General features: G+C 41.7%; 21 protein-coding genes. 6 read left to right on the forward strand and 15 right to left on the reverse strand.

Annotated elements, in window-relative coordinates; all coding sequences use genetic code 11:
- Positions 1 to 9: 9 nt before the first annotated feature.
- From KB197_RS06705 to parE, 4 genes are all read right to left on the reverse strand, one after another.
- Positions 10 to 1,032: a branched-chain amino acid aminotransferase gene (locus tag KB197_RS06705; RefSeq protein WP_064277004.1), complete on the reverse strand. Its 1,023-nt coding sequence runs from the start codon at positions 1,030 to 1,032 to the stop codon at positions 10 to 12.
- A gap of 134 nt (positions 1,033 to 1,166) precedes the next feature.
- The gene (gene parC / locus KB197_RS06710) at positions 1,167 to 3,638 is read right to left on the reverse strand and encodes a DNA topoisomerase IV subunit A (RefSeq protein ID WP_212573487.1); all 2,472 of its coding nucleotides are present in this window, start codon (positions 3,636 to 3,638) and stop codon (positions 1,167 to 1,169) included.
- Positions 3,639 to 3,980: 342 nt separating this feature from the next.
- A complete protein-coding gene (locus KB197_RS06715) occupies positions 3,981 to 4,799 on the reverse strand; it encodes an aminoglycoside 6-adenylyltransferase (protein ID WP_212573486.1) in 819 nt (272 codons plus the stop codon).
- Between the two features lie 27 nt (positions 4,800 to 4,826).
- Positions 4,827 to 6,770, reverse strand: a complete 1,944-nt coding sequence (gene parE / locus KB197_RS06720) for a DNA topoisomerase IV subunit B (protein WP_212573485.1) — start codon at positions 6,768 to 6,770, stop codon at positions 4,827 to 4,829.
- A gap of 135 nt (positions 6,771 to 6,905) precedes the next feature.
- On the opposite strand from parE, the gene plsY reads away from it, so the two are divergent.
- Positions 6,906 to 7,547: a glycerol-3-phosphate 1-O-acyltransferase PlsY gene (gene plsY / locus KB197_RS06725; RefSeq protein WP_064276998.1), complete on the forward strand. Its 642-nt coding sequence runs from the start codon at positions 6,906 to 6,908 to the stop codon at positions 7,545 to 7,547.
- 33 nt (positions 7,548 to 7,580) lie between these two features.
- Here the strand turns inward: plsY and KB197_RS06730 are convergent, their stop codons facing one another.
- From KB197_RS06730 to KB197_RS06770, 9 genes are all read right to left on the reverse strand, one after another.
- On the reverse strand, positions 7,581 to 8,537 hold the full coding sequence (locus KB197_RS06730; RefSeq protein ID WP_064276997.1) for an ABC transporter permease: 957 nt from the start codon (positions 8,535 to 8,537) through the stop codon (positions 7,581 to 7,583).
- A gap of 2 nt (positions 8,538 to 8,539) precedes the next feature.
- A complete protein-coding gene (locus KB197_RS06735) occupies positions 8,540 to 9,598 on the reverse strand; it encodes an ABC transporter permease (protein ID WP_023946477.1) in 1,059 nt (352 codons plus the stop codon).
- Positions 9,591 to 11,126 carry an ABC transporter ATP-binding protein gene (locus KB197_RS06740; protein ID WP_033684970.1) on the reverse strand — a complete coding sequence of 512 codons (1,536 nt, stop codon included), beginning with the start codon at positions 11,124 to 11,126 and terminating at the stop codon, positions 9,591 to 9,593. Before KB197_RS06740 ends, KB197_RS06735 begins: the two co-directional genes overlap by 8 nt.
- Positions 11,127 to 11,269: 143 nt before the next feature.
- The gene (locus KB197_RS06745; RefSeq protein ID WP_033681961.1) at positions 11,270 to 12,322 is read right to left on the reverse strand and encodes a BMP family lipoprotein; all 1,053 of its coding nucleotides are present in this window, start codon (positions 12,320 to 12,322) and stop codon (positions 11,270 to 11,272) included.
- 89 nt (positions 12,323 to 12,411) lie between these two features.
- Positions 12,412 to 12,801 carry a cytidine deaminase gene (locus tag KB197_RS06750; RefSeq protein ID WP_033686672.1) on the reverse strand — a complete coding sequence of 130 codons (390 nt, stop codon included), beginning with the start codon at positions 12,799 to 12,801 and terminating at the stop codon, positions 12,412 to 12,414.
- Entirely contained in the window at positions 12,788 to 13,450 is a 663-nt protein-coding gene (deoC, locus tag KB197_RS06755) for a deoxyribose-phosphate aldolase (RefSeq protein ID WP_064276996.1), read from the reverse strand. Before deoC ends, KB197_RS06750 begins: the two co-directional genes overlap by 14 nt.
- Positions 13,451 to 13,469: 19 nt before the next feature.
- Positions 13,470 to 14,747 (reverse strand): pyrimidine-nucleoside phosphorylase, encoded by a 1,278-nt coding sequence (locus KB197_RS06760; RefSeq protein ID WP_024057940.1) that lies wholly within the window; start codon positions 14,745 to 14,747, stop codon positions 13,470 to 13,472.
- Entirely contained in the window at positions 14,744 to 15,334 is a 591-nt protein-coding gene (locus KB197_RS06765; protein ID WP_080702840.1) for a class I SAM-dependent methyltransferase, read from the reverse strand. Before KB197_RS06765 ends, KB197_RS06760 begins: the two co-directional genes overlap by 4 nt.
- A 178-nt stretch (positions 15,335 to 15,512) precedes the next feature.
- Positions 15,513 to 15,917, reverse strand: coding sequence for a hypothetical protein (locus KB197_RS06770; protein ID WP_033684964.1), 405 nt, complete (start codon positions 15,915 to 15,917; stop codon positions 15,513 to 15,515).
- Between the two features lie 199 nt (positions 15,918 to 16,116).
- Between KB197_RS06770 and coaA the strand changes: the two genes are divergently transcribed.
- The 3 genes from coaA (at position 16,117) to KB197_RS06785 (ending at position 17,891) form a co-directional block, all read left to right on the forward strand.
- Positions 16,117 to 17,037 carry a type I pantothenate kinase gene (coaA, locus tag KB197_RS06775; RefSeq protein ID WP_020902939.1) on the forward strand — a complete coding sequence of 307 codons (921 nt, stop codon included), beginning with the start codon at positions 16,117 to 16,119 and terminating at the stop codon, positions 17,035 to 17,037.
- Positions 17,038 to 17,104: 67 nt separating this feature from the next.
- On the forward strand, positions 17,105 to 17,341 hold the full coding sequence (gene rpsT, locus KB197_RS06780) for a 30S ribosomal protein S20 (RefSeq protein ID WP_001274000.1): 237 nt from the start codon (positions 17,105 to 17,107) through the stop codon (positions 17,339 to 17,341).
- 52 nt (positions 17,342 to 17,393) lie between these two features.
- Positions 17,394 to 17,891 carry a DNA topology modulation protein gene (locus KB197_RS06785; RefSeq protein ID WP_212573484.1) on the forward strand — a complete coding sequence of 166 codons (498 nt, stop codon included), beginning with the start codon at positions 17,394 to 17,396 and terminating at the stop codon, positions 17,889 to 17,891.
- Between the two features lie 531 nt (positions 17,892 to 18,422).
- Here KB197_RS06785 and KB197_RS06790 read toward each other — a convergent pair.
- Entirely contained in the window at positions 18,423 to 18,800 is a 378-nt protein-coding gene (locus KB197_RS06790; RefSeq protein ID WP_082888163.1) for a DUF1934 domain-containing protein, read from the reverse strand.
- A gap of 71 nt (positions 18,801 to 18,871) precedes the next feature.
- Here KB197_RS06790 and KB197_RS06795 point away from each other — a divergent pair, with 71 nt between their 5' ends.
- Together KB197_RS06795 and yidA are read left to right on the forward strand one after the other, a co-directional pair.
- Positions 18,872 to 20,176, forward strand: coding sequence for an HD domain-containing protein (locus tag KB197_RS06795; protein WP_064276992.1), 1,305 nt, complete (start codon positions 18,872 to 18,874; stop codon positions 20,174 to 20,176).
- Between the two features lie 12 nt (positions 20,177 to 20,188).
- On the forward strand, positions 20,189 to 20,995 hold the full coding sequence (gene yidA, locus KB197_RS06800) for a sugar-phosphatase (RefSeq protein WP_212573483.1): 807 nt from the start codon (positions 20,189 to 20,191) through the stop codon (positions 20,993 to 20,995).
- 78 nt (positions 20,996 to 21,073) lie between these two features.
- Here the strand turns inward: yidA and KB197_RS06805 are convergent, their stop codons facing one another.
- The gene (locus tag KB197_RS06805) at positions 21,074 to 21,385 is read right to left on the reverse strand and encodes a hypothetical protein (RefSeq protein ID WP_064276990.1); all 312 of its coding nucleotides are present in this window, start codon (positions 21,383 to 21,385) and stop codon (positions 21,074 to 21,076) included.
- Positions 21,386 to 21,457 lie beyond the last annotated feature (72 nt).

Raw genomic sequence — 21,457 nt, forward strand, 5'->3', positions numbered from 1 at the left:
TAGTTAATTTTAATCTACTTTTACAATCCAACCTTCTGGCGCTTCAATATCGCCAAACTGAATTCCTGTCAATTCATCATAGAGTTTACGAGTCACAGGACCTACTTCTGTTTCACTATAGAATACATGGAAATCATCACCGTGCTGAATTCCACCAATTGGAGAAATCACCGCTGCTGTACCACAGGCCCCTGCCTCTACAAAACGGTCAAGGTTATCAATCGGGACATCCCCCTCAACAGGAGTTAAGCCCAAGCGATGTTCTGCCAAATAAAGCAAAGAATACTTGGTAATAGATGGCAAGATAGATGGACTCAATGGTGTTACAAATTCATTATCAGCTGTAATTCCAAAGAAGTTAGCTGAACCGACTTCTTCAATCTTTGTATGAGTTGATGGGTCTAGATAGATAACATCTGAGAAATGACGTGACTTGGCCAATTTCCCTGGTAAGAGACTGGCAGCATAGTTTCCACCAACCTTAGCCGCACCTGTACCATTTGGAGCGGCACGGTCGTATTCATCCTGAATCAAGAAATTGGTTGGGACCAAGCCGCCTTTAAAGTAATTACCAACTGGCATGGCAAAGATAGTGAAAATGTACTCTTCTGCTGGTTTTACTCCGATAATATCTCCGACACCAATCAAAAGAGGACGAAGATAAAGGGTTCCACCTGTTCCGTATGGAGGTACATATTCTTCATTCGCACGAACAACTGCCTTACAAGCTTCTACAAACATTTCTGTCGGAACTTGTGGCATCAAGAGACGATCACAAGTGCGTTGCAGGCGTTTAGCATTTTCGTCAGGACGGAAAAGTTGAATACTGCCATCCTTAGTACGATAAGCTTTTAAACCTTCGAATGCTTGTTGTCCATAGTGAAGACTTGGAGAAGACTCTGAAATATGCAAGGTTGCATCTTCTGTAAGTTCTCCTTGATTCCATTGTCCATTTTTAAAATGAGCAATATAGCGATAAGGTAATTTCATATAGGAAAAACCGAGATTTTCCCAATCAATCGTTACTGTCATATTCCACTCCTTATTCTAAAAACCTATTTCTTTTATTCTACACTATTTTTCTAAAATAGCAAGTATATTTTGTAATTTTCAGAAAATTTCTTCAATAAAAAGAACCAGCTCTTAGAACTGATTCTTCATTTCACTTATTTAGCTTCAGTAAATACTTCTTTAAGATAAGCGTCAAAAACTTCTTCATCCGAAATCGTGTCAGAGATGAAGCTACCATTACTTGTGCGTTCTGACAGATTCAAGTCTTGTAGTCGACTTTCATAGATTGTTCCTTTGTTCGATTGGACAAGCAGCGTTTGGTCGTTCTCTTCCACTTCTGTACTGAAGAGATCACCAACAAATCCTTGCTCTGCAACTGATCCTGCTAAGAAGACACGATGCGGTTTGTTTTTCAACTCACGCAAGACTTGTAGTCCTCGTTTGGCACGGCTAGTTGCTGGAATTTCGTCAATAGAAACACGTTTCAAACTTCCACGCTGAGTCAAGAGGTAGAAGGATGAAGTGTTACAGATAAAGGCCGATTGGAGGGTATCATCTTCTTTCAGGTTCATAGCCTTGACACCTGCAGCCTTAGCACCGACAACTGGTACCTCTTCGATATTGAAACGAAGGGCATAACCATTTTGGCTGATCAAGAGAACATCATCTAGTTTGATTGGAGCTACTGCTACAATCTGGTCTGTATCATCTTTGAGCTTAGCATACTTGACAGACTTAGACTTGTAGGTCCGCCATGGGGTGAATTCTTTTCGCTCTACACGCTTGATTTGACCGAGACGAGTCGCAGCAAAGTAGGTTGTCGCATCATCAAACTGATCCACTACTTCCACATAAAGGATTTCTTCGTTAGTTTCAAAGTTTGTAATGGTTTGGCTCAGATGCTCACCGATATCCTTCCAACGAATGTCTGCCAATTCATGGATTGGTCGATAAATGACATTTCCAAGCGTCGTGAACATCAAGAGATGCTGGGTTGTCTTGGCAGATTGAACAAAAATCAAACGGTCGTCATCACGTTTGCCAATTTCTTCCAGCGTTGAAGCCGCAAAGGAACGTGGGCTGGTACGCTTGATATAACCTGCCTTGGTCACGCTGACGTAGGTATCTTCCTCGGCGATAAGACTGGCTGTATCAATCTCGATGACTTTTGCTGTGTCTTCTAGAGAACTCAAACGCGGAGTCGCAAACTTCTTCTTAACCTCACGAAGTTCTTTCTTCATGAGATTGTACATAGTCCGCTCATCCCCGATAATAGCCGCCAGCATGGCAATCTTTTCACGAAGTTCTGCTTCTTCTTCCTGTAAGACAACCACATCGGTATTGGTCAAACGATACAATTGCAAGGTAACGATGGCCTCAGCCTGCTCCTCTGTAAAATCATAGCTAACTTTGAGATTTTCCTTGGCATCCGCCTTATTCTCAGAAGCACGGATAAGCGCAATGACTTCGTCCAAGATTGAAATCACACGAATCAAACCTTCGACGATATGGAGACGTTTTTCAGCCTTTTCCTTATCAAAGCGTGAACGCGCCAAAATCACTTCACGACGGTGGGCAATATAGCTAGACAAGATTGGGACAATACCGACCTGACGAGGTGTGAAATTGTCAATCGCCACCATGTTAAAGTTGTAGTTGATTTGCAGGTCAGTATATTTAAAGAGATAGTTGAGAACGAGCTCTGTATTAGCGTCTTTCTTAAGTTCAATAGCGATACGAAGACCGTCACGGTCAGACTCATCGCGAACCTCAGCAATACCTGCCACCTTACTATTGACACGAACATCATCAATCTTCTTGACTAGATTGGCCTTGTTGATTTCATAAGGAATCTCAGTAATAACAATTTGTTCCTTACCACCTTTTAGCTTTTCAATCTCAGTCTTGGAACGAACAACAACGCGCCCTTTCCCAGTTTCATAGGCTTTCTTGATTTCATCACGGCCTTGGATAATAGCTCCTGTAGGGAAGTCTGGTCCAGGTAGGAATTCCATGAGTTTATCAACTTTTGCAGTTGGGTGGTCAATCATATAAACCGCTGCATCAATGACCTCAGCCAAATTATGCGGTGGAATATCTGTGGCATAACCAGCCGAAATCCCAGTCGAACCATTGACTAAAAGGTTTGGAAAGGCTGCTGGCAAAACTGTCGGCTCTTTTTCAGTATCATCAAAGTTCCAAGCAAAAGGAACGGTCTTTTTCTCGATATCTTGAAGAAGGTAACCTGCAATCTCAGACAAACGTGCCTCAGTATAACGCATAGCTGCAGGCGGATCACCGTCCATAGAACCGTTATTACCGTGCATTTCAACTAGAATCTCACGATTTTTCCAGTCCTGAGACATACGAACCATGGCATCATAGATAGAACTGTCACCGTGTGGGTGGAAATTCCCCATGATGTTACCGACAGACTTGGCCGACTTACGGTAGCTCTTGTCAAAGGTATTGCCATCCTTATTCATAGAATAAAGAATACGACGCTGAACCGGCTTCAATCCATCACGAATATCTGGCAAAGCCCGGTCTTGAATAATGTATTTTGAGTAGCGACCAAAGCGCTCTCCCATAATGTCCTCCAGGGACATGTTTTGAATGTTACTCATATAGGATACAGAGCCCGTAAAATACCAAGTGAAAATAGAAAACTCTTGAAGTAAGAAAGCTCACAAGAGAATTTATCTTTTTCACCTAGCATTTAGGGCGTGTTCAACTCCTTTCAAAGAATGTAGAGTAGGTTTTTACAGAAAAGGTTTTCAGTTAAGATATAAAGGGACGATTTGGCTTGCCAAAAATGTCTGTAGAAAAATAGAAAATCGATGTAGGGATCGATGAAGTCAAGACGATTTGACTTTTTTCCGAATAAAATTAGTCCCGTGTTCAGTTACTACAAATAACCAAACGACCCTTTCTGTAGTTTAATCTTTTAAATTAAGGTCTTTAGTTAGTTAGCGATTAAGAAGTCTCTCCTCAGAATACTCAATCATCTTCTCAGTTACTTCCATATCATAGTCAAATTCCATCTTGTGAGCAAGGAATTGAGCCTCTTGGTGGAAAAGTTCCATGGTAGCAAACAAAGACTGAGTGATTTTATTTATGCTTGAAAAATCAAGCAGATTTGAGAATTCTTTCTCTTTCTCAGCAGGTAAATAGTTAAAGAGATACTTGTAGTTTTTGCCGATATCGACTTTCCCCCTATCACTTGCAACCTGCCAAGCTAAGACTTTTAACAACTCTTGCTGACAAATACCATAGAGATGGTCGGTCGCGTAGATGACCTGATTACGACAAATCCCTTTGACAACGTAGCTCGACACCCACCAGAACTCATTGCAGACTTTTTCAAACTCTATCGCACTAGCTGGGCTTGTCCAGTAACGCTGGGGAGTTGGAGAATGAGGTACAAACAATCCCTTAGGGTCTTCTAGAACAATGAAATTCGCTTCGCTTTCTACCCACTCCTTGATATGCACTTTAGAACATAGAGTCAAGTCAATACGATTTCCATCTTCAAAGAGCATGAGAAATAGACATCGATGTCCCAACCTAACTTCTTGCTCAAGAATACGCTTGCCAAACTGGTCCAACCAAGATAAATCTGTAATCAGCTCGTCCAGATTCTCTACAACATAGACTACGTCATAGTCTTGAAATTCATCTTTTGAGGCTTTTGTATCAGTCCGTGAACCAGACATGGCGACAGCCGTGACTTGTAAGGTTTCAGCAGTCTTTAAAACTACATCGAGCATTTCTGTTTCAGTTCTCATGTTTATACCCATTCATTAAAAACTAACTTAAAATACTGTCGCTTCTTCCAGCGTAAACTTGACATTATCTTCAATCCACTTACGTCGTGGTTCGACCTTGTCTCCCATAAGGACATTGACGCGGCGTTCTGCGCGTGCTAGATCTTCGATTGTAACACGGATAAGAGTGCGGGTTTCTGGATTCATGGTTGTTTCCCAGAGTTGGTCCGCGTTCATCTCACCAAGACCTTTATAGCGTTGGAGGGTGGCGCCTTTACCGAACTGCTTGCGGAGTTCTTCTAGCTCTCCGTCCGTCCAAGCATAGGCCACTTCTTCTTTCTTGCCTTTACCTTTGGACATCTTGTAAAGAGGCGGAAGGGCGATGTAGACATGTCCTGCCTCAACTAGGGGACGCATGTAACGGTAGAAAAACGTTAAGAGCAAGGTCTGGATATGGGCACCGTCGGTATCCGCATCGGTCATGATAATGATTTTATCATAGTTGGCATCTTCAATAGAGAAGTCTGCCCCAACACCCGCACCGATGGTATAAATCATGGTGTTGATTTCTTCATTTTTGAGGATATCCGCCATCTTGGCCTTGGCTGTATTGATAACCTTACCACGAAGGGGCAAGATTGCCTGGAACTTGCGGTCACGGCCTTGTTTGGCAGAACCACCGGCAGAGTCCCCCTCGACTAGATAGAGTTCATTCTTAGCAGGATTCTTGGACTGGGCTGGGGTCAATTTCCCAGATAATAAACCCTTGTCTTTTTTATTTTTCTTCCCATTTCGGCTCTCATCACGCGCCTTACGTGCTGCTTCACGAGCATCACGGGCCTTGATAGCCTTGCGGATGAGGTTAGAAGCCAATTCACCATTTTCCATAAGGAAAAAGGTCAACTTATCCGCCACAATGCTATCCACAACGGGACGAGCAAGAGGGCTTCCTAGCTTGTCCTTGGTCTGACCTTCAAACTGCAAATGTTCTTCAGGAACAAGGATAGAAAGAACAGCCGCTAGTCCTTCACGATAGTCTGACCCTTCAAGGTTTTTATCTTTTTCCTTGAGAAGCCCCGTCTTACGTGCGTAGTCATTCATGACCTTGGTAATAGCGGACTTAAGTCCTGTCTCGTGCGTTCCACCGTCCTTGGTGCGAACGTTATTGACAAAGGATAGAATGTTATCTGAAAATCCGTCATTATACTGGAGGGCCACTTCCACTTGGAAACCATTGTCTTCACCTTCAAAGTAAAGGACTGGCGTTAAGGTTTCCTTGTCTTCATTCAGATAAGAAACAAAGTCCTGCACTCCGTTTTCATAGTGAAACTCAACAGACTCACCTGTGCGTTTATCCGTTAGAGACAAGGTCACATTTTTTAAAAGAAAGGCTGACTCATTGAGGCGTTCTGAAATGGTATTGTACTTGAAGTCTGTCGTAGAAAAGATAGTCGCATCCGGCATGAAGGTGACTTTGGTACCTGTTTTAGACTTAGGTGCTATACCGATTTTCTTCAGAGTCGTGACAGGTTTTCCACCATTTTCAAAACGTTGCTTGTAAACTGCACCGTCACGGGTAATTTCAACCTCCAGCCAACTAGAAAGGGCATTAACAACGGAAGAACCCACCCCGTGGAGACCACCAGATGTCTTGTAGCCACCCTGACCAAATTTTCCTCCGGCATGAAGGATGGTAAAGATAACCTCTACAGTTGGAATTCCCATAGCGTGCATACCAGTCGGCATCCCACGACCATGGTCTTGAACCGTTAAACTGCCGTCTTTATTAATGGTCACATCAATACGGTCACCAAATCCAGACAAGGCCTCATCGACAGCATTATCGACGATTTCCCAGACGAGGTGGTGGAGACCAGCACCATCGGTCGATCCGATATACATCCCCGGACGTTTTCGAACCGCATCCAACCCTTCTAGCACCTGAATGGCGTCATCATTATAATTATTAATATTGATTTCCTTTTTTGACACAAGGAACCTCCTATTCGTTCATCTTTACTATTCTACAAGTTTTCCAAGGATTTTGCAAAATTTTTCTTTCTCCGGTGTGACAATTTCAGAAGAGATTCTCTGCCTTTCTTCTCCATTTCATGATATAATAGGAGTATGATTACAATAGTTTTATTAATCCTAGCCTATCTGCTGGGTTCGATTCCGTCTGGTCTCTGGATTGGACAAATTTTCTTTCAGACAAATCTGCGTGAACATGGTTCTGGAAATACTGGAACAACCAATACCTTTCGCATTTTAGGTAAGAAAGCTGGTATGGCGACCTTTGTCATTGACTTTTTCAAAGGAACCCTAGCAACACTTCTTCCAATTATGTTTCATCTGCAAGGCGTTTCGCCTCTCATCTTTGGACTTTTGGCTGTTATTGGCCATACCTTCCCTATCTTTGCAGGATTTAAGGGAGGCAAGGCTGTCGCAACCAGTGCTGGAGTAGTTTTCGGATTTGCACCTGTCTTCTGTCTCTACCTTGCAGTTGTTTTCTTTGGAACCCTCTATCTTGGTAGTATGATTTCGCTATCTAGTGTCACAGCATCTATCGCGGCTGTCATCGGAGTTCTACTCTTTCCACTTTTTGGTTTTATCCTGAGCAACTATGACCCTCTATTCATCGCTATTATCCTAGCACTTGCTAGTTTGATTATCATTCGTCATAAGGACAATATCGCTCGTATCAAAAATAAAACTGAAAATCTTGTCCCTTGGGGATTGAACCTAACCAACCAATATCCTAAAAAATAAAACGTCAGTTCTGTACTGACGTTTTTTGTATGCTTATTTTGATTTGATATAGTTGATCCCATCTGCTTTTGGTGCAACTGCTTTTCCAAAGAAGGCTGCCAAGACAAGAATTGTCAAGACATAAGGTGCGATTTGAAGATAAACCGCAGGCACACCTTGTAAAAATGGTAACTGCGAACCGATAACAGCCAAACTTTGTGAAAGTCCAAAGAAGAGACTAGATAACATGGCTCCGATTGGATTCCATTTCCCGAAGATCATCGCAGCAAGAGCGATAAATCCAGGTCCAACAATAGTTGTCACTGAGAAGTTAACTGAGATGGATTGAGCATAAATCGCTCCGCCAATTCCACCTAGGAAACCTGAAATGATAACCCCTAAATATCTCATCTTGTAGACATTGATTCCCAAGGTATCCGCTGCTTGAGGATGTTCACCGACAGAGCGAAGACGAAGACCAAAACGAGTCTTAAAGAGGATAAACCAAGCAAAGAATGAGAAGGCAATCGCGATATAACCTAGCAGACTTGTTGACTTGAAGAAGATATCACCAATCACTGGGATATTTGCCAAGAATGGGAAATCAAAGCGTCCAAAAGTCTGACTTAGGTTGTCGGTTTGTCCTTTGTTATAAAGTACTTTCACCAAGAAAACAGCCAAGGCTGGGGCCATCAAGTTCAATACCGTACCGCTGACAACATGGTCTGCACGGAAATGAACCGTCGCTGCTGCGTGGATGATAGAGAAGAGTCCTCCAACCAATCCTGCTACAAGCAAGGATAGCCATGGAGTTGCTGCTCCAAATTGTTCTGCAAATTCAAGGTTAAAGACAACTCCAGAAAAGGCACCCATAACCATAATTCCTTCAAGACCGACGTTTACCACACCACCACGTTCAGAGAAAACACCACCAATACTTGTAAAGATGAGAGGTGCTGAGTAAATCAGCATAGAAGACACCAAGAGGGTGAGCAAGGTTGTAATAGACATCTTTACTTACCTCCTTTAACTTGTTTTTTCGGTTTGACAAAGCGTTCGATAAGGTAATGAACACTGACAAAGAAGATAATAGACGCTGTTACAATGCTGACAAGCTCAGACGGTACCTGCGCCGCATTCATACCAGGAGCTCCAACTTGGAGAACACCAAATAAGAAGGCTGCAAATAGAATACCAATTGGTGAGTTGGCCGCAAGCAGACTAACCGCCATTCCGTTAAATCCGACAGCTAATGACGCCCCCTGAACATAAACGTTCTGGAAGGTTCCCAGACCTTCAACAGCTCCACCAAGACCTGCCAAGGCACCTGAGATAATCATTGAGAGGATAATCGTTCTTTTTGCAGAAATACCAGCATATTCTGAAGCATGTGAATTAAGACCAACCGCACGGATTTCAAAACCAAGAGTCGTTTTCTTGAGCATGAACCAAATAACTGCAACGGCAATGATGGCAAAGAAAATACCAATATTCATCCGCGAATTACCAGTCAACTCAGCTAACCAAGGTGTCTGGTAGGTTGCATTAGCCCCAACACGAATGGTCGAATCTGTACTTTGCATGAAGTCTTTAGGGAAAGCATGGATAAAGGCATTCCCTACATACAAGACAATGTAGTTCATCATGATGGTTACGATAACCTCTGACGTCCCTAGATAGGCTCTAAGAATACCTGGAATCGCTCCGACAATCCCACCAGCAATCAGGGCAATCACGATAGTTGCTAAAATCATCAAAGGACGTGGCATATCTGGATGAGACAAGGCAAACCAACCACTGAGAATCCAACCTGCCAAAGCCTGACCAGGAAGCCCGACGTTAAAGAAACCTGCGCGACTGGCAACGGCAAAACCCAGACCAATCAAGACCAAAGGCCCCATAGCACGGAAGATTTCTCCAATCCCACGCAGACTACCAAAGGCTGTATAGAACAATTCTTCGTAGCCCCAAATAGCATCATAACCGAAGATCCACATGACAATGGCTCCGAGTAAAATTCCTAGGAATACAGAAATCAAGGGAACCGAAATTTGTTGTAATTTTTTAGACATCACTCTTCTCCTTTCCCAAGTTTCCACCAGCCATCAAGACACCAAGCTCTTGTTTATTGGTTGTTTCTGGTGATACAATACCTTGAATCTTACCATCATGGATAACAGCAATACGGTCTGAGACGTTTAAAATCTCATCCAATTCAAAGCTGACAACAAGGACAGCTTTACCATTATCACGCTCTTCAATCAAGCGTTTGTGGATATATTCAATAGCACCGACATCCAAACCACGAGTTGGCTGGCTGACGATAAGGAGATCAGGATCACGATCAATTTCACGAGCAATAATTGCTTTTTGTTGATTTCCTCCTGAAAGTGCAGCTGCAGGAACAAATTCACTGGCAGCACGAACATCAAACTCTTCCATTAGCTTTTTAGCATAAGAGGTAATATTTGAATAGTTCAAAATTCCATTTTTACTATGTGGTTCTTTATAGTAGGTTTGAAGGGCAATATTTTCAGAAATCATCATTTCCAAAATCAAGCCATCACGGTGACGGTCTTCTGGAACGTGCCCAACACTCAATTCTGTAATCTGACGTGGGGGCAATCCTACAATTGAATCTCCTTTTAGCTCAATGCTACCAGATTCAACCTTGCGAAGACCTGTAATGGCTTGAATCAGTTCAGACTGACCATTTCCATCAATCCCTGCAATACCAACAATCTCTCCAGCACGAACATCCAAGGAAAGATTTTTCACAGCTGGGACACCGCGATTTTCATTGACCACCAAATCTTTGATTGACAAGACCACTTCTTTTGGTTGAGAGGCTTGCTTCTCTGTTTTAAAGGAAACAGAACGACCTACCATCATTTCTGCCAAATCAGCATTGGTAGCCCCTGCAATTTCGACAGTTTCAATTGATTTCCCACGACGGATAACTGTAACGCGGTCAGAAACTGCGCGAATCTCGTCTAACTTGTGGGTGATCAAGATAATTGATTTTCCTTCTTTGACAAGATTTTTCAAAATAGCCATCAACTCATCAATTTCTGATGGAGTCAAGACAGCCGTTGGTTCGTCAAAGATAAGGATATCAGCCCCCCGATAAAGGGTTTTTAAAATTTCTACACGTTGTTGGGCTCCAACTGAGATATCTGCTATCTTGGCAGAAGGGTCAACAGCTAAGCCATAACGTTCAGAAAGAGCCTTGATTTCTTTGCTAGCTCCAGCGATATCTAGCACACCATTTTTAGTCAATTCACTACCTAAAATGATGTTTTCAGCCACTGTGAAGGCTTCTACCAACATAAAGTGCTGGTGAACCATTCCGATTCCCAAGCTAGCCGCTTTAGATGGTGAATCGAGATTGACAACTTGACCGTTGACCACAATTTCACCACTAGTTGGTTCAAGAAGCCCTGCTAACATGTTCATGAGCGTGGACTTACCAGCCCCATTTTCTCCTAAAAGTGCATGAATTTCACCTTTTCGTAGGTGCAGGTTGATTTTGTCGTTGGCAACAAATTCACCAAACACCTTGGTAATATCACGCATCTCAATGACATTTTCGTGTGCCATGTGCTCTTCCTTTCAGAGTCTTATTTTATTTCAATAAAACTTGCTAGTTTGCCTAGTAGCAAGCTTTACTGAGACAAAATGACTTTGTCTCAACTCTTAAAAAAGCGGCCGAGGGCCGCTTCCTAAGAAATGACTTCCATCCATTATTTTTCAGGAACTTTTACGCTTCCATCAAGGATTTTAGCTTTAGCATCTTCAACAGCTTTTTTACCTTCTTCTGAAAGGTTTGTTACTGCCAAGTCAACCCCTTTATCTTTCAATGAGTAAACGATCACTTGACCGCCAGGGAATTCACCTTTTTCTGCTTTGTTAGCAATATCTTTTACAGTTGTACCAACTTGTTTCAAAGTAGATACAAGAACGAAGTTTGATTCTTTACCATCTTTAGAAGTGTACTTACCTTCTGCTACTTGGTCACGGTCAACACCGATAACCCAAACTTTTTCATTTTCAGGACGGCTTTCGTTGAGTGATTTTGCTTCTGCAAAGACACCAGCACCTGTTCCACCTGCTGCTTGATAAACAACGTCTGCACCAGCTGCGTATTGTGCTGCTGCAATTGTTTTACCTTTAGCAGCATCACCAAATGAACCTGCGTAGTCAACTTGTACTTTGATAGATGGATCTACTGACTCAACACCAGCTTTAAATCCAGCTGCAAAACGTGAGATAACTTCAGACTCAATACCACCTACAAAACCAACTTGTTTTGTTTTAGTTGTTTTAGCTGCTGCAACACCCGCAAGGTAAGCAGCTTCGTTATCAGCAAACGTTACGCTAGCAACATTCTTTTGATCTTTAATCACATCATCAATCAAGACATAGTTCAAATCAGAGTGGTCTTTTGCTGCTTCTTCAACCGCATTGTGAAGGGCAAAACCAACACCGAAGATTAGGTTGTAGCTTCCAGCCGCTTGTTGCAAGTTGTTAGCGTAGTCAGCTTCACTTGTTGATTGGAAGTAAGTGAAACCTTTATCTTTTGAAAGATTGTGTTCTTTACCCCAGTCTTGCAAACCTTCCCAAGCTGATTGGTTGAATGATTTGTCATCAACACCACCAGTATCAGTGACGATTGCTGCTTTTGTCTTCACATCAGAAGATGAAGCTGCGTTACGAGAAGAGCGGTTACCACATGCAGCAAGTCCAACTGCTGCCACTGCAACTAGACCAAGGCCTAGCCATTGTTTCTTGTTCATTACTGAACCTCCTAAATAAGATGTGCAACGATGTTGCAAGTATGGATTGGTTGGCCACAAGGACCGTGCCACTCAGAGAGCGACTCAGACTAGTTTAAGTCTGTAAAAGAGTATGGAAGTAACTCCCCGACCGTCATCTCGACCGTCGATTTATCTTTTGCGACTAAGGTCACTTTTAGATCTTGTTCAAAAAATTCAGCCATCACTTGGCGACAAGCACCACATGGCGAGATTGGTTTTTCAGTTTGTCCATAAACAATCAATTCGGAAAACTCTCTTTGGCCTTCGGAAACTGCTTTAAAAATCGCTGTACGCTCTCCGCAGTTGGTCAAAGGATAGCTAGCATTCTCAATATTGACACCTGTATAAGTGCTACCATCTTTTGTCACTAAAACAGCTCCGACTGGAAAATGAGAATAGGGCACATAGGCTTTCTTGCTGGTTTCAATTGCTAGTTCAATCAACTCAGTAGTCGCCATCAGCCAATTCTCCTTTTAAAATGGCTACCCCAGCTGACGTTCCAATACGGGTCGCCCCTGCTTCTACAAATGCAAGAGCATCTGCATAAGAACGAGCTCCGCCGGCAGCCTTGACACCCATTTCTGGTCCAACTGTTTCACGCATTAATCTAACATCTGCTACCGTAGCACCACCAGTTGAAAAGCCAGTTGAAGTTTTTACGAAGTCAGCTCCCGCTTTTTGAGCTAATTGGCAAGCCACAACTTTTTCTTGGTCTGTAAGAAGACAAGCTTCAATAATGACTTTCACTAACTTGTCACCACTTGCTTCTACAACAGCACGGATGTCCGATTCAACCAAATCAAGATTACCTGTTTTGAGAGCTCCAACATTGATCACCATATCAATCTCGTCTGCACCATTTTGGATAGCTTCTTTTGTTTCAAATGCTTTCACAGCTGAAATTGTTGCTCCCAAAGGGAAACCTACTACTGTGCAGATCTTGACATCTGTGCCTTCAAGCCCTTTTTTAGCATGTTCAACCCAGGTCGGATTAACGCAAACACTGGCAAAATCATACTCTCTAGCTTCAGACAGCAAACAATCAATTTGATTTTCTGTCGCATCTTGTTTCAAAAGTGTATGATCGATATATTTATTTAATTTCATATTCGGATTCTCCTGCAGTTTATGAGATTATTTCTATGATTTCTCGTAAACTTTGCACACTATCATTTATTTTAACATATTTTTGAAAATCTGTAACTAGCTGAGGAGAAATTTTTCCATTTGTGTATACTTTTGCAACAATTTCTCCCTTTTGAACGGAATCTCCAACTTTCTTTTCAAAAACAATTCCTGTCTCATAGTCCAAGGCATCAGACTTGACTGCACGGCCTGCCCCCAGTCTCATAGCATAAAGCCCAAATTCCATAGCTGGAAGAGCTGAAATGACACCCGTTTCCTGGGCAGGGATTTCCACCACATGGGTAACATTGACAGGACGATAGAGGTCTTCCAAGTCTCCACCTTGGGCTTGGACCATTTCCTCAAACTTAGCCAGCGCTTGACCATTCTCAAGATGTTGGTGAACTTCTTCAACTGTCTTGTTTACATTTGCTAAACCAAGCATAATTTGAGCCAATTCGCATATAAAATGGGTAATATCCTGACGACCTTGACCTTGTAAAGTCTCCAGTGCTTCAAGAATTTCGAGGCGATTTCCAATTGCTCGTCCCAAGGGCTGACTCATATCCGTAATGACTGCTACCGTCTTTCGACCAACTGCCTTACCAAGTTCCACCATGGTTTGAGCCAATTCACGCGCCTCATCAACCGTCTTCATGAAGGCACCCTCACCGACAGTCACGTCTAGCAGAATAGCATCCGCCCCTGCCGCAATTTTCTTGCTCATCACCGAACTAGCAATCAAAGGAATCGTGTCAACAGTTGCGGTCACATCACGTAGGGCGTAGAGAAGCTTATCCGCTTTGACCAGCTGGTCTGATTGCCCAATGACAGATACACCAATGTCCTGTACTTGACGAATAAAATCCTCTTGACTACGTTCTACTTGATAGCCCTTAATGGACTCCAATTTATCAATTGTTCCACCCGTATGGCCAAGACCACGACCACTCATTTTGGCTACAGGCACACCAAAGCTAGCAACAAGAGGAGCCAAAATCAAGGTTACCTTATCACCAACACCACCCGTAGAATGCTTGTCAACCTTAACCCCATCAATAGCTGATAAATCAAACTCTTGACCTGTCTTAACCATATTCATAGTCAAATCTGAGATTTCTCGTGTCGTCATTCCTTTGAAATAGACAGCCATAGCAAAGGCAGACATCTGATAATCAGGAACAGTTCCTGATACATAGCCTTCAACTAGCCATTCAATTTCACTCGAAGTCAGTTCTTGACCATCTCGTTTCTTTTGGATTAAATCAACTGCTCTCATTCGTTCACACTTCTAAGGATATAGTATCCCTTATCTTTTTTGACAATCTCACAATTACCAAACACATCTTCCATCTTGGACTTGGCACTTGGAGCCCCTTGTTTCTTCTGAATAACGATTGTTAAATCCCCACCAGTTTCCAAAAAATCTTTACTTTTCTCAATGATTTCATGAACCACTTGCTTGCCTGCACGGATAGGAGGATTGGAAATGACATGGTCAAAATGTCCTTCAACTTGTTCATAGATGTTGGACTGGAAAATCGTCGCTTCTATTTTATTTCGTTCAGCATTTTGTCGCGCCAAATCCAAGGCACGATTATTGATATCGACCATGGTCGACTGAACTCCATAAGCCTTAGCTAAAGACAAGCCCAAAGGTCCGTAACCACAGCCTACATCAAGAACAGTTTCTCCTTGGTTGACCTCAAGACACTTGAGCAAGAGTTGACTCCCAAAGTCAATCATTTTCTTGCTAAAAACACCCGCATCCGTCAAAAAGGTCATTTTTTCTCCCAACAAGTCCACTCTCAACTCATGAATGTCGTGAGCAGCGTCAGGATTCTCTGCATAATACATTTTACTCATGAAACTATTTTACCATAATTTGACTTAAATTGTAAATCGTTTACAAATTGATCATAAAACGAAAAAGACTGAAGAAAGCTAGTAAACAAGACTTTTTCTTCAATCTCTTTTAACTTTTATAACCGAATAACAAAGCACGTAGGACTAGATATCTCATAGTCTATAGTCTGGCACATTTTTATTTCTTTACCTTCAAATGCTTCATTACCAACAAGATTCCCAACAAGATGTTTAGATAAAAGCCCAACTGATACGTTTTTGTCAGAATTTCCAAACTTGTCCAAAGTCGGATTAAATCTTCTAGTGACATGCGGAAGAAATAACCCTCTGTAGCAATCCATAGAACTAAAAAGACATAACTTCCAGCAGCAAACCATTTCGTCCACCGTTTTTTTAGGAAGAAAGCAATCAAGAGCGAACAGATAAAGACAGCTGTTACAATGGCATGTTCCATCAAAAAAGTAAAACCGTAATAGGTTTCCACAAAACGTCTACCATTATCCGCATTCGCTCCTTTTAAAAAAGGTAGTGCAAAACTTAAAATAAAACAGAGTTCCAGTATATAACTTTTTAAGATTTTCATAGTACACCTCCTATAAATTGTGAATCCCAAAGCCCCCTTTATTGGCTTATAAGTCAGGAGAAAGTAGCTCCTACCTCATCAAGAAATTGGTCAACCCTATCTACTTCTATTATACGATATTGGTTTACTATCATCAAGAAACCGCTTTATTTTTTTAGCTTTTTATGGTATGATAAACAAAATATCTAGGGGAAAACAAATGACCAACGAATTTTTACATTTTGAAAAAATCAGCCGCCAGACTTGGCAATCGTTACATCGAAAGACAACACCTCCTTTGACAGAAGAGGAATTAGAATCCATCAAGAGTTTTAATGACCAGATTAGCTTGCAGGATGTTACCGATGTCTATCTCCCCCTAGCCCATCTCATCCAGATTTACAAGCGTACCAAGGATGATTTGGCCTTTTCAAAAGGGATTTTCCTTCAACGTGAAAGCAAATCCCAGCCTTTTATCATTGGGGTTTCTGGGAGTGTTGCCGTTGGAAAATCCACAACCAGTCGCCTACTTCAAATCTTACTGTCCCGTACGCTTACAGATGCTAGGGTTGAGTTGGTAACAACCGATGGCTTTCTCTATCCCAACCAGACCTTGATTGAGCAAGGGATTCTAAATCGTAAGGGATTTCCTGAAAGCTATGATATGGAAGCTCTTCTCAACTTCCTGGATCACATCAAAAATGGACAAGATGTAGATATTCCTGTCTATTCTCATGAAGTCTACGACATCGTACCTGAGGAAAAGCAGAGCGTCAAAGCTGCTGATTTTGTCATTGTTGAGGGAATAAATGTCTTTCAAAATCCACAAAATGAGCGTCTCTACATTACTGACTTCTTTGACTTTTCCATCTATGTTGATGCTGCAGTCGATGACATCGAGAGTTGGTATCTAGACCGTTTCTTGAAAATGCTGAGCCTAGCCCAAAACGACCCTGATAGCTACTATTATCGTTTTACACAAATGCCGATTGGGGAAGTGGAATCCTTTGCCCATCAGGTCTGGACCAGTATCAATCTCACAAATTTACAAAATTATATTGAACCAACTAGAAATCGTGCAGAAGTGATTCTTCATAAAACAAAGAACCATGAAATCGATGAAATTTACTTAAAAAAATAATTTTCCCTTGTCAAAACGTAAGTTTTCAGATATAATGGTATAGTTAGTAAATATGGAGGTAAGAACATTGGCAAACATTAAATCAGCTATCAAACGCGCTGAATTGAACGTTAAACAAAACGAAAAGAACTCAGCTCAAAAATCAGCTATGCGTACTGCTATCAAAGCTTTCGAAGCAAACCCATCTGAAGAACTTTTCCGTGCTGCTAGCTCAGCTATCGATAAAGCAGAAACTAAAGGTTTGATTCACAAAAACAAAGCAAGCCGCGATAAAGCTCGTCTTTCAGCTAAACTTGCTAAATAAGAAACAGTCCATAGAGGCTGTTTTTTTGTCCCCAAATAGGAAAAGGTAGAAAATGAAAATCGCAATTATCGGATATTCTGGTGCTGGTAAGTCAACTCTAGCTGAAAAGCTGTCTCACTGCTACTCCATCCCAAAACTTCACATGGACACACTCCAATTTCAACCCGGTTGGCAAGACAGTGATCGTGAATGGATGTTGACCGAGATGGAAAATTTTCTCACAAAGCATGAAGCTTGGGTCATTGATGGGAATTATTCTTGGTGTTTCTATGAGGAAAGAATGCAGGATGCTGACCAAATCATCTTTCTCAATTTTTCTCGCTGGAATTGTCTGCTACGAGCCTTTAAACGATACCTCACATACCGAGGCAAGGTCAGAGAAAGTATGGCAGCTGGTTGTCAAGAACAATTTAATTGGGAGTTTATCAGATGGATTCTTTGGGACGGACGGAGCAAATCCGCTAAGGAACGCTACAAGTGGATTCAAAAAAACTATCCATATAAAGTGGTCATCCTTAGGTCTCAAAAAGGGATAGACCACTTCTTATAAAATCTCGCACATAACAAGAAAAACTAACGTGGGTAACGTTAGCACTATATGAAAGACAAATCTCCTTTTTGGTGTTTAGCTTTTCCAAAAATATTTTCTTCATTATTTACCAATTTATTCCATCCAAAACTCTGAATTTTATAAAACAAAAAGGGATATGCACTGTCCCTTTTATCAATTTTTAGATCTTGAATATAAAAGGATAATATAGGACAAGTGCCCCATACTTGTAGATTGTACTAACGATAACTCATAAATCAATCAATTCACACCTGGTTCTCTGGACAGAGATAATAATGGTAGCTTGAATCATAATCAAAATTGCTAGGCCTCAAATCCTCTCAACTCATTTGAAACGAGTGTAAGGGGAGACGGGAATTATACTTCACTTTAATAAATAATGGGCAATGGAATGAGTGTTATAACCTTAATCTGAAAAAATAAAGGTTTCAGTTACTAAAAATGTGCAAGAAAAACCTGATTTCATACACTCTATCACCTTCGTTACTATAGGCTAGGACCCAGTCATACTTATCCCCAAGTAATTTCCAATTGATAGCTGGCAAAGGGCTGTCCCTCTTGATTTTGTAGTTGATAATCTAGTTCAATCTTTTGCCTATCAACTTGATAATGGCTCGTTTGGATGATAAACTCCTGCATGCCCATAGGTGTGGGAATATAGGCTAAACTATCACTATCCTTTAAAAAGCGCATAATGGTCTTCGGAGTGGAAAAACGGCTCATCACCAGTTCTTGATCATGAAATTTAATAACTACTTTTTCCTTTTCCTCATTATAAAAAAGCAGGTAGCTATAATCTCCTTTTTCATGCACTTCTACATCATAAAGCTGGTCAATCACTTCCAACTGCTCATCAAACTGAATCGTATTTCGCATCCGAATCTTCACATCAGGTCCTCTTTCTTCTCTCTTGTCCTACTATTTTACCAAAAACTCTGGCTTTTTGCTATAATGGTCATATGAACGAAAAAGTATTCCGTGACCCAGTTCACAACTACATCCATGTCAACAATCATATCATCTATGACTTGATTAATACAAAAGAATTTCAACGTTTGCGTCGTATTAAGCAACTGGGAACTTCCAGTTATACCTTCCACGGTGGAGAACATAGTCGATTCTCTCACTGTCTAGGAGTCCATGAAATTGCACGACGTATCACGGAGATTTTTGAAGAAAAATATCCTGAAGAATGGAATCCTGCCGAGTCTCTCTTGACCATGACCGCTGCTCTCCTACATGACCTTGGACATGGTGCCTACTCCCATACTTTTGAACATCTCTTTGATACAGATCATGAGGCCATTACTCAGGAAATCATCCAAAATCCTGAGACAGAGATTCACCAAGTTCTGCTACAAGTGGCACCTGATTTCCCAGAAAAGGTGGCCAGTGTCATTGACCATACCTATCCTAATAAGCAGGTCGTGCAACTCATTTCTAGCCAGATTGATGCGGACCGTATGGACTATCTCTTGCGCGACTCCTATTTTACAGGAGCATCTTATGGGGAATTTGACCTGACTCGCATCCTCCGAGTCATTCGCCCTGTCGAAAATGGTATCGCCTTTCAGCGTAATGGCATGCATGCCATCGAAGACTACGTCCTCAGTCGTTACCAGATGTACATGCAGGTCTATTTCCACCCAGCAACACGCGCCATGGAAGTTCTCCTACAGAATCTCCTCAAGCGCGCCAAGGAACTTTATCCTGAGGACAAGGACTTCTTTGCACGAACATCTCCACATCTCCTGCCTTTCTTTGAAAAAAATGTGACCTTGTCTGACTATCTGGCTCTAGATGATGGTGTGATGAATACTTACTTCCAGCTCTGGATGACCAGTCCTGACAAAATACTTGCAGACCTGTCGCAACGCTTTGTCAATCGCAAGGTCTTTAAATCTATTACCTTTTCACAAGAAGATCAAGACCAACTCGCTAGCATGAGAAAATTGGTTGAGGACATCGGCTTTGATCCAGACTACTACACTGCCATTCATAAGAACTTTGACCTCCCTTATGATATCTATCGTCCCGAATCTGAAAATCCACGGACACAGATTGAGATTTTACAAAAAAATGGAGAACTGGCTGAACTCTCTAGCCTGTCTCCTATCGTCCAATCCCTTGCTGGTAGTCGTCACGGAGATAATCGTTTCTATTTCCCGAAAGAAATGTTAGACCAAAACAGTATCTTTGCTAGCATTACCCAGCAATTTTTACACTTGATTGATAACGATCATTTTACCCCAAATAAAAACTAGAAGAGGAAATTTATGAGTATTAAACTAATTGCCGTCGATATTGACGGAACCCTAGTCAACAGCCAAAAGGAAATCACTCCTGAAGTCTTTTCTGCCATCCAAAATGCCAAAGAAGCTGGTGTCAAAGTCGTCATTGCAACTGGCCGCCCTATCGCAGGTGTTGCCAAACTTCTGGACGACTTGCAGTTGAGAGACGAGGGTGACTATGTCGTGACCTTCAATGGTGCCCTTGTCCAAGAAACTGCTACAGGTCATGAGATTATCAGTGAATCCTTGACTTATGAGGATTATCTGGATATGGAATTCCTCAGCCGCAAGCTCGGTGTCCACATGCATGCCATTACCAAGGACGGTATCTACACTGCCAATCGCAATATCGGAAAATACACAGTGCACGAATCAACCCTCGTCAGCATGCCTATCTTTTACCGCACACCTGAAGAAATGGCTGGCAAGGAAATCGTCAAGTGTATGTTTATCGATGAACCAGAAATTCTCGATGCTGCAATTGAAAAGATACCAGCGGAATTTTACGAACGCTACTCCATCAACAAATCTGCTCCTTTCTACCTCGAACTTCTTAAAAAGGGTGTAGACAAGGGTTCAGCCATCACTCACCTAGCTGAAAAACTCGGATTGACCAAAGATGAAACCATGGCAATCGGAGACGAAGAAAATGACCGTGCCATGCTGGAAGTCGTTGGTAACCCTGTAGTCATGGAAAACGGAAATCCAGAAATCAAAAAAATCGCCAAATACATCACAAAAACAAATGACGAATCTGGCGTCGCCCATGCTATTCGAACTTGGGTACTGTAACATGATTATCATATAGAAAAAGTACCCCAGAAGTTAGAGATAAAAGCCTAACTCCTGGGGTATTTTTTAGAATCTCTATTACTCTTCTTCAGCAAACATCAGCTTATTCAGTTCTTCTCTTTCAGCCACAATCTCTTCAAAGGTAGAAATAATATTATTTAATAATTCTAAGTTGATAATACCAGTCGTATCCCTCATCGTAACTATAGTCCCAATGGCACTCAACTCATGGATGAGGGCTCTAACCTTTTTCAATTCGTCCAAATCTAACATGTCTACTTTTATTACCGTATCATGATCATTTATTCTGGATTTGATTAAAGAGAAAGGCAAGGATGAATAGTTTCTTAACAACTTATAGGTCTCTGACTTATCACCTGTAGAATCCATACAAATAGCTTACATCATTTTTACTCCTTTATACTTGAAAACATCAGTATCCCATGTCTACAAGGAAGAGAT

Origin of the sequence: Streptococcus sp. 11-4097 (assembly GCF_018215285.2) — a bacterium.
In the GTDB taxonomy this organism is placed as follows: Bacteria; Bacillota; Bacilli; order Lactobacillales; family Streptococcaceae; genus Streptococcus.

Bases quoted from the DNA above. Each gene is read 5' to 3' on its own strand.
- KB197_RS06705 (WP_064277004.1), bottom strand. From the start codon at position 1,032: ATGACAGTAACGATTGATTGGGAAAATCTCGGTTTTTCCTATATGAAA.
- parC (WP_212573487.1), bottom strand. From the start codon at position 3,638: ATGAGTAACATTCAAAACATGTCCCTGGAGGACATTATGGGAGAGCGC.
- KB197_RS06715 (WP_212573486.1), bottom strand. From the start codon at position 4,799: ATGAGAACTGAAACAGAAATGCTCGATGTAGTTTTAAAGACTGCTGAA.
- plsY (WP_064276998.1), top strand. From the start codon at position 6,906: ATGATTACAATAGTTTTATTAATCCTAGCCTATCTGCTGGGTTCGATT.
- KB197_RS06730 (WP_064276997.1), bottom strand. From the start codon at position 8,537: ATGTCTATTACAACCTTGCTCACCCTCTTGGTGTCTTCTATGCTGATT.
- KB197_RS06735 (WP_023946477.1), bottom strand. From the start codon at position 9,598: ATGTCTAAAAAATTACAACAAATTTCGGTTCCCTTGATTTCTGTATTC.
- KB197_RS06740 (WP_033684970.1), bottom strand. From the start codon at position 11,126: ATGGCACACGAAAATGTCATTGAGATGCGTGATATTACCAAGGTGTTT.
- KB197_RS06745 (WP_033681961.1), bottom strand. From the start codon at position 12,322: ATGAACAAGAAACAATGGCTAGGCCTTGGTCTAGTTGCAGTGGCAGCA.
- KB197_RS06750 (WP_033686672.1), bottom strand. From the start codon at position 12,801: ATGGCGACTACTGAGTTGATTGAACTAGCAATTGAAACCAGCAAGAAA.
- deoC (WP_064276996.1), bottom strand. From the start codon at position 13,450: ATGAAATTAAATAAATATATCGATCATACACTTTTGAAACAAGATGCG.
- KB197_RS06760 (WP_024057940.1), bottom strand. From the start codon at position 14,747: ATGAGAGCAGTTGATTTAATCCAAAAGAAACGAGATGGTCAAGAACTG.
- KB197_RS06765 (WP_080702840.1), bottom strand. From the start codon at position 15,334: ATGAGTAAAATGTATTATGCAGAGAATCCTGACGCTGCTCACGACATT.
- KB197_RS06770 (WP_033684964.1), bottom strand. From the start codon at position 15,917: ATGAAAATCTTAAAAAGTTATATACTGGAACTCTGTTTTATTTTAAGT.
- coaA (WP_020902939.1), top strand. From the start codon at position 16,117: ATGACCAACGAATTTTTACATTTTGAAAAAATCAGCCGCCAGACTTGG.
- KB197_RS06785 (WP_212573484.1), top strand. From the start codon at position 17,394: ATGAAAATCGCAATTATCGGATATTCTGGTGCTGGTAAGTCAACTCTA.
- KB197_RS06795 (WP_064276992.1), top strand. From the start codon at position 18,872: ATGAACGAAAAAGTATTCCGTGACCCAGTTCACAACTACATCCATGTC.
- yidA (WP_212573483.1), top strand. From the start codon at position 20,189: ATGAGTATTAAACTAATTGCCGTCGATATTGACGGAACCCTAGTCAAC.
- KB197_RS06805 (WP_064276990.1), bottom strand. From the start codon at position 21,385: ATGGATTCTACAGGTGATAAGTCAGAGACCTATAAGTTGTTAAGAAAC.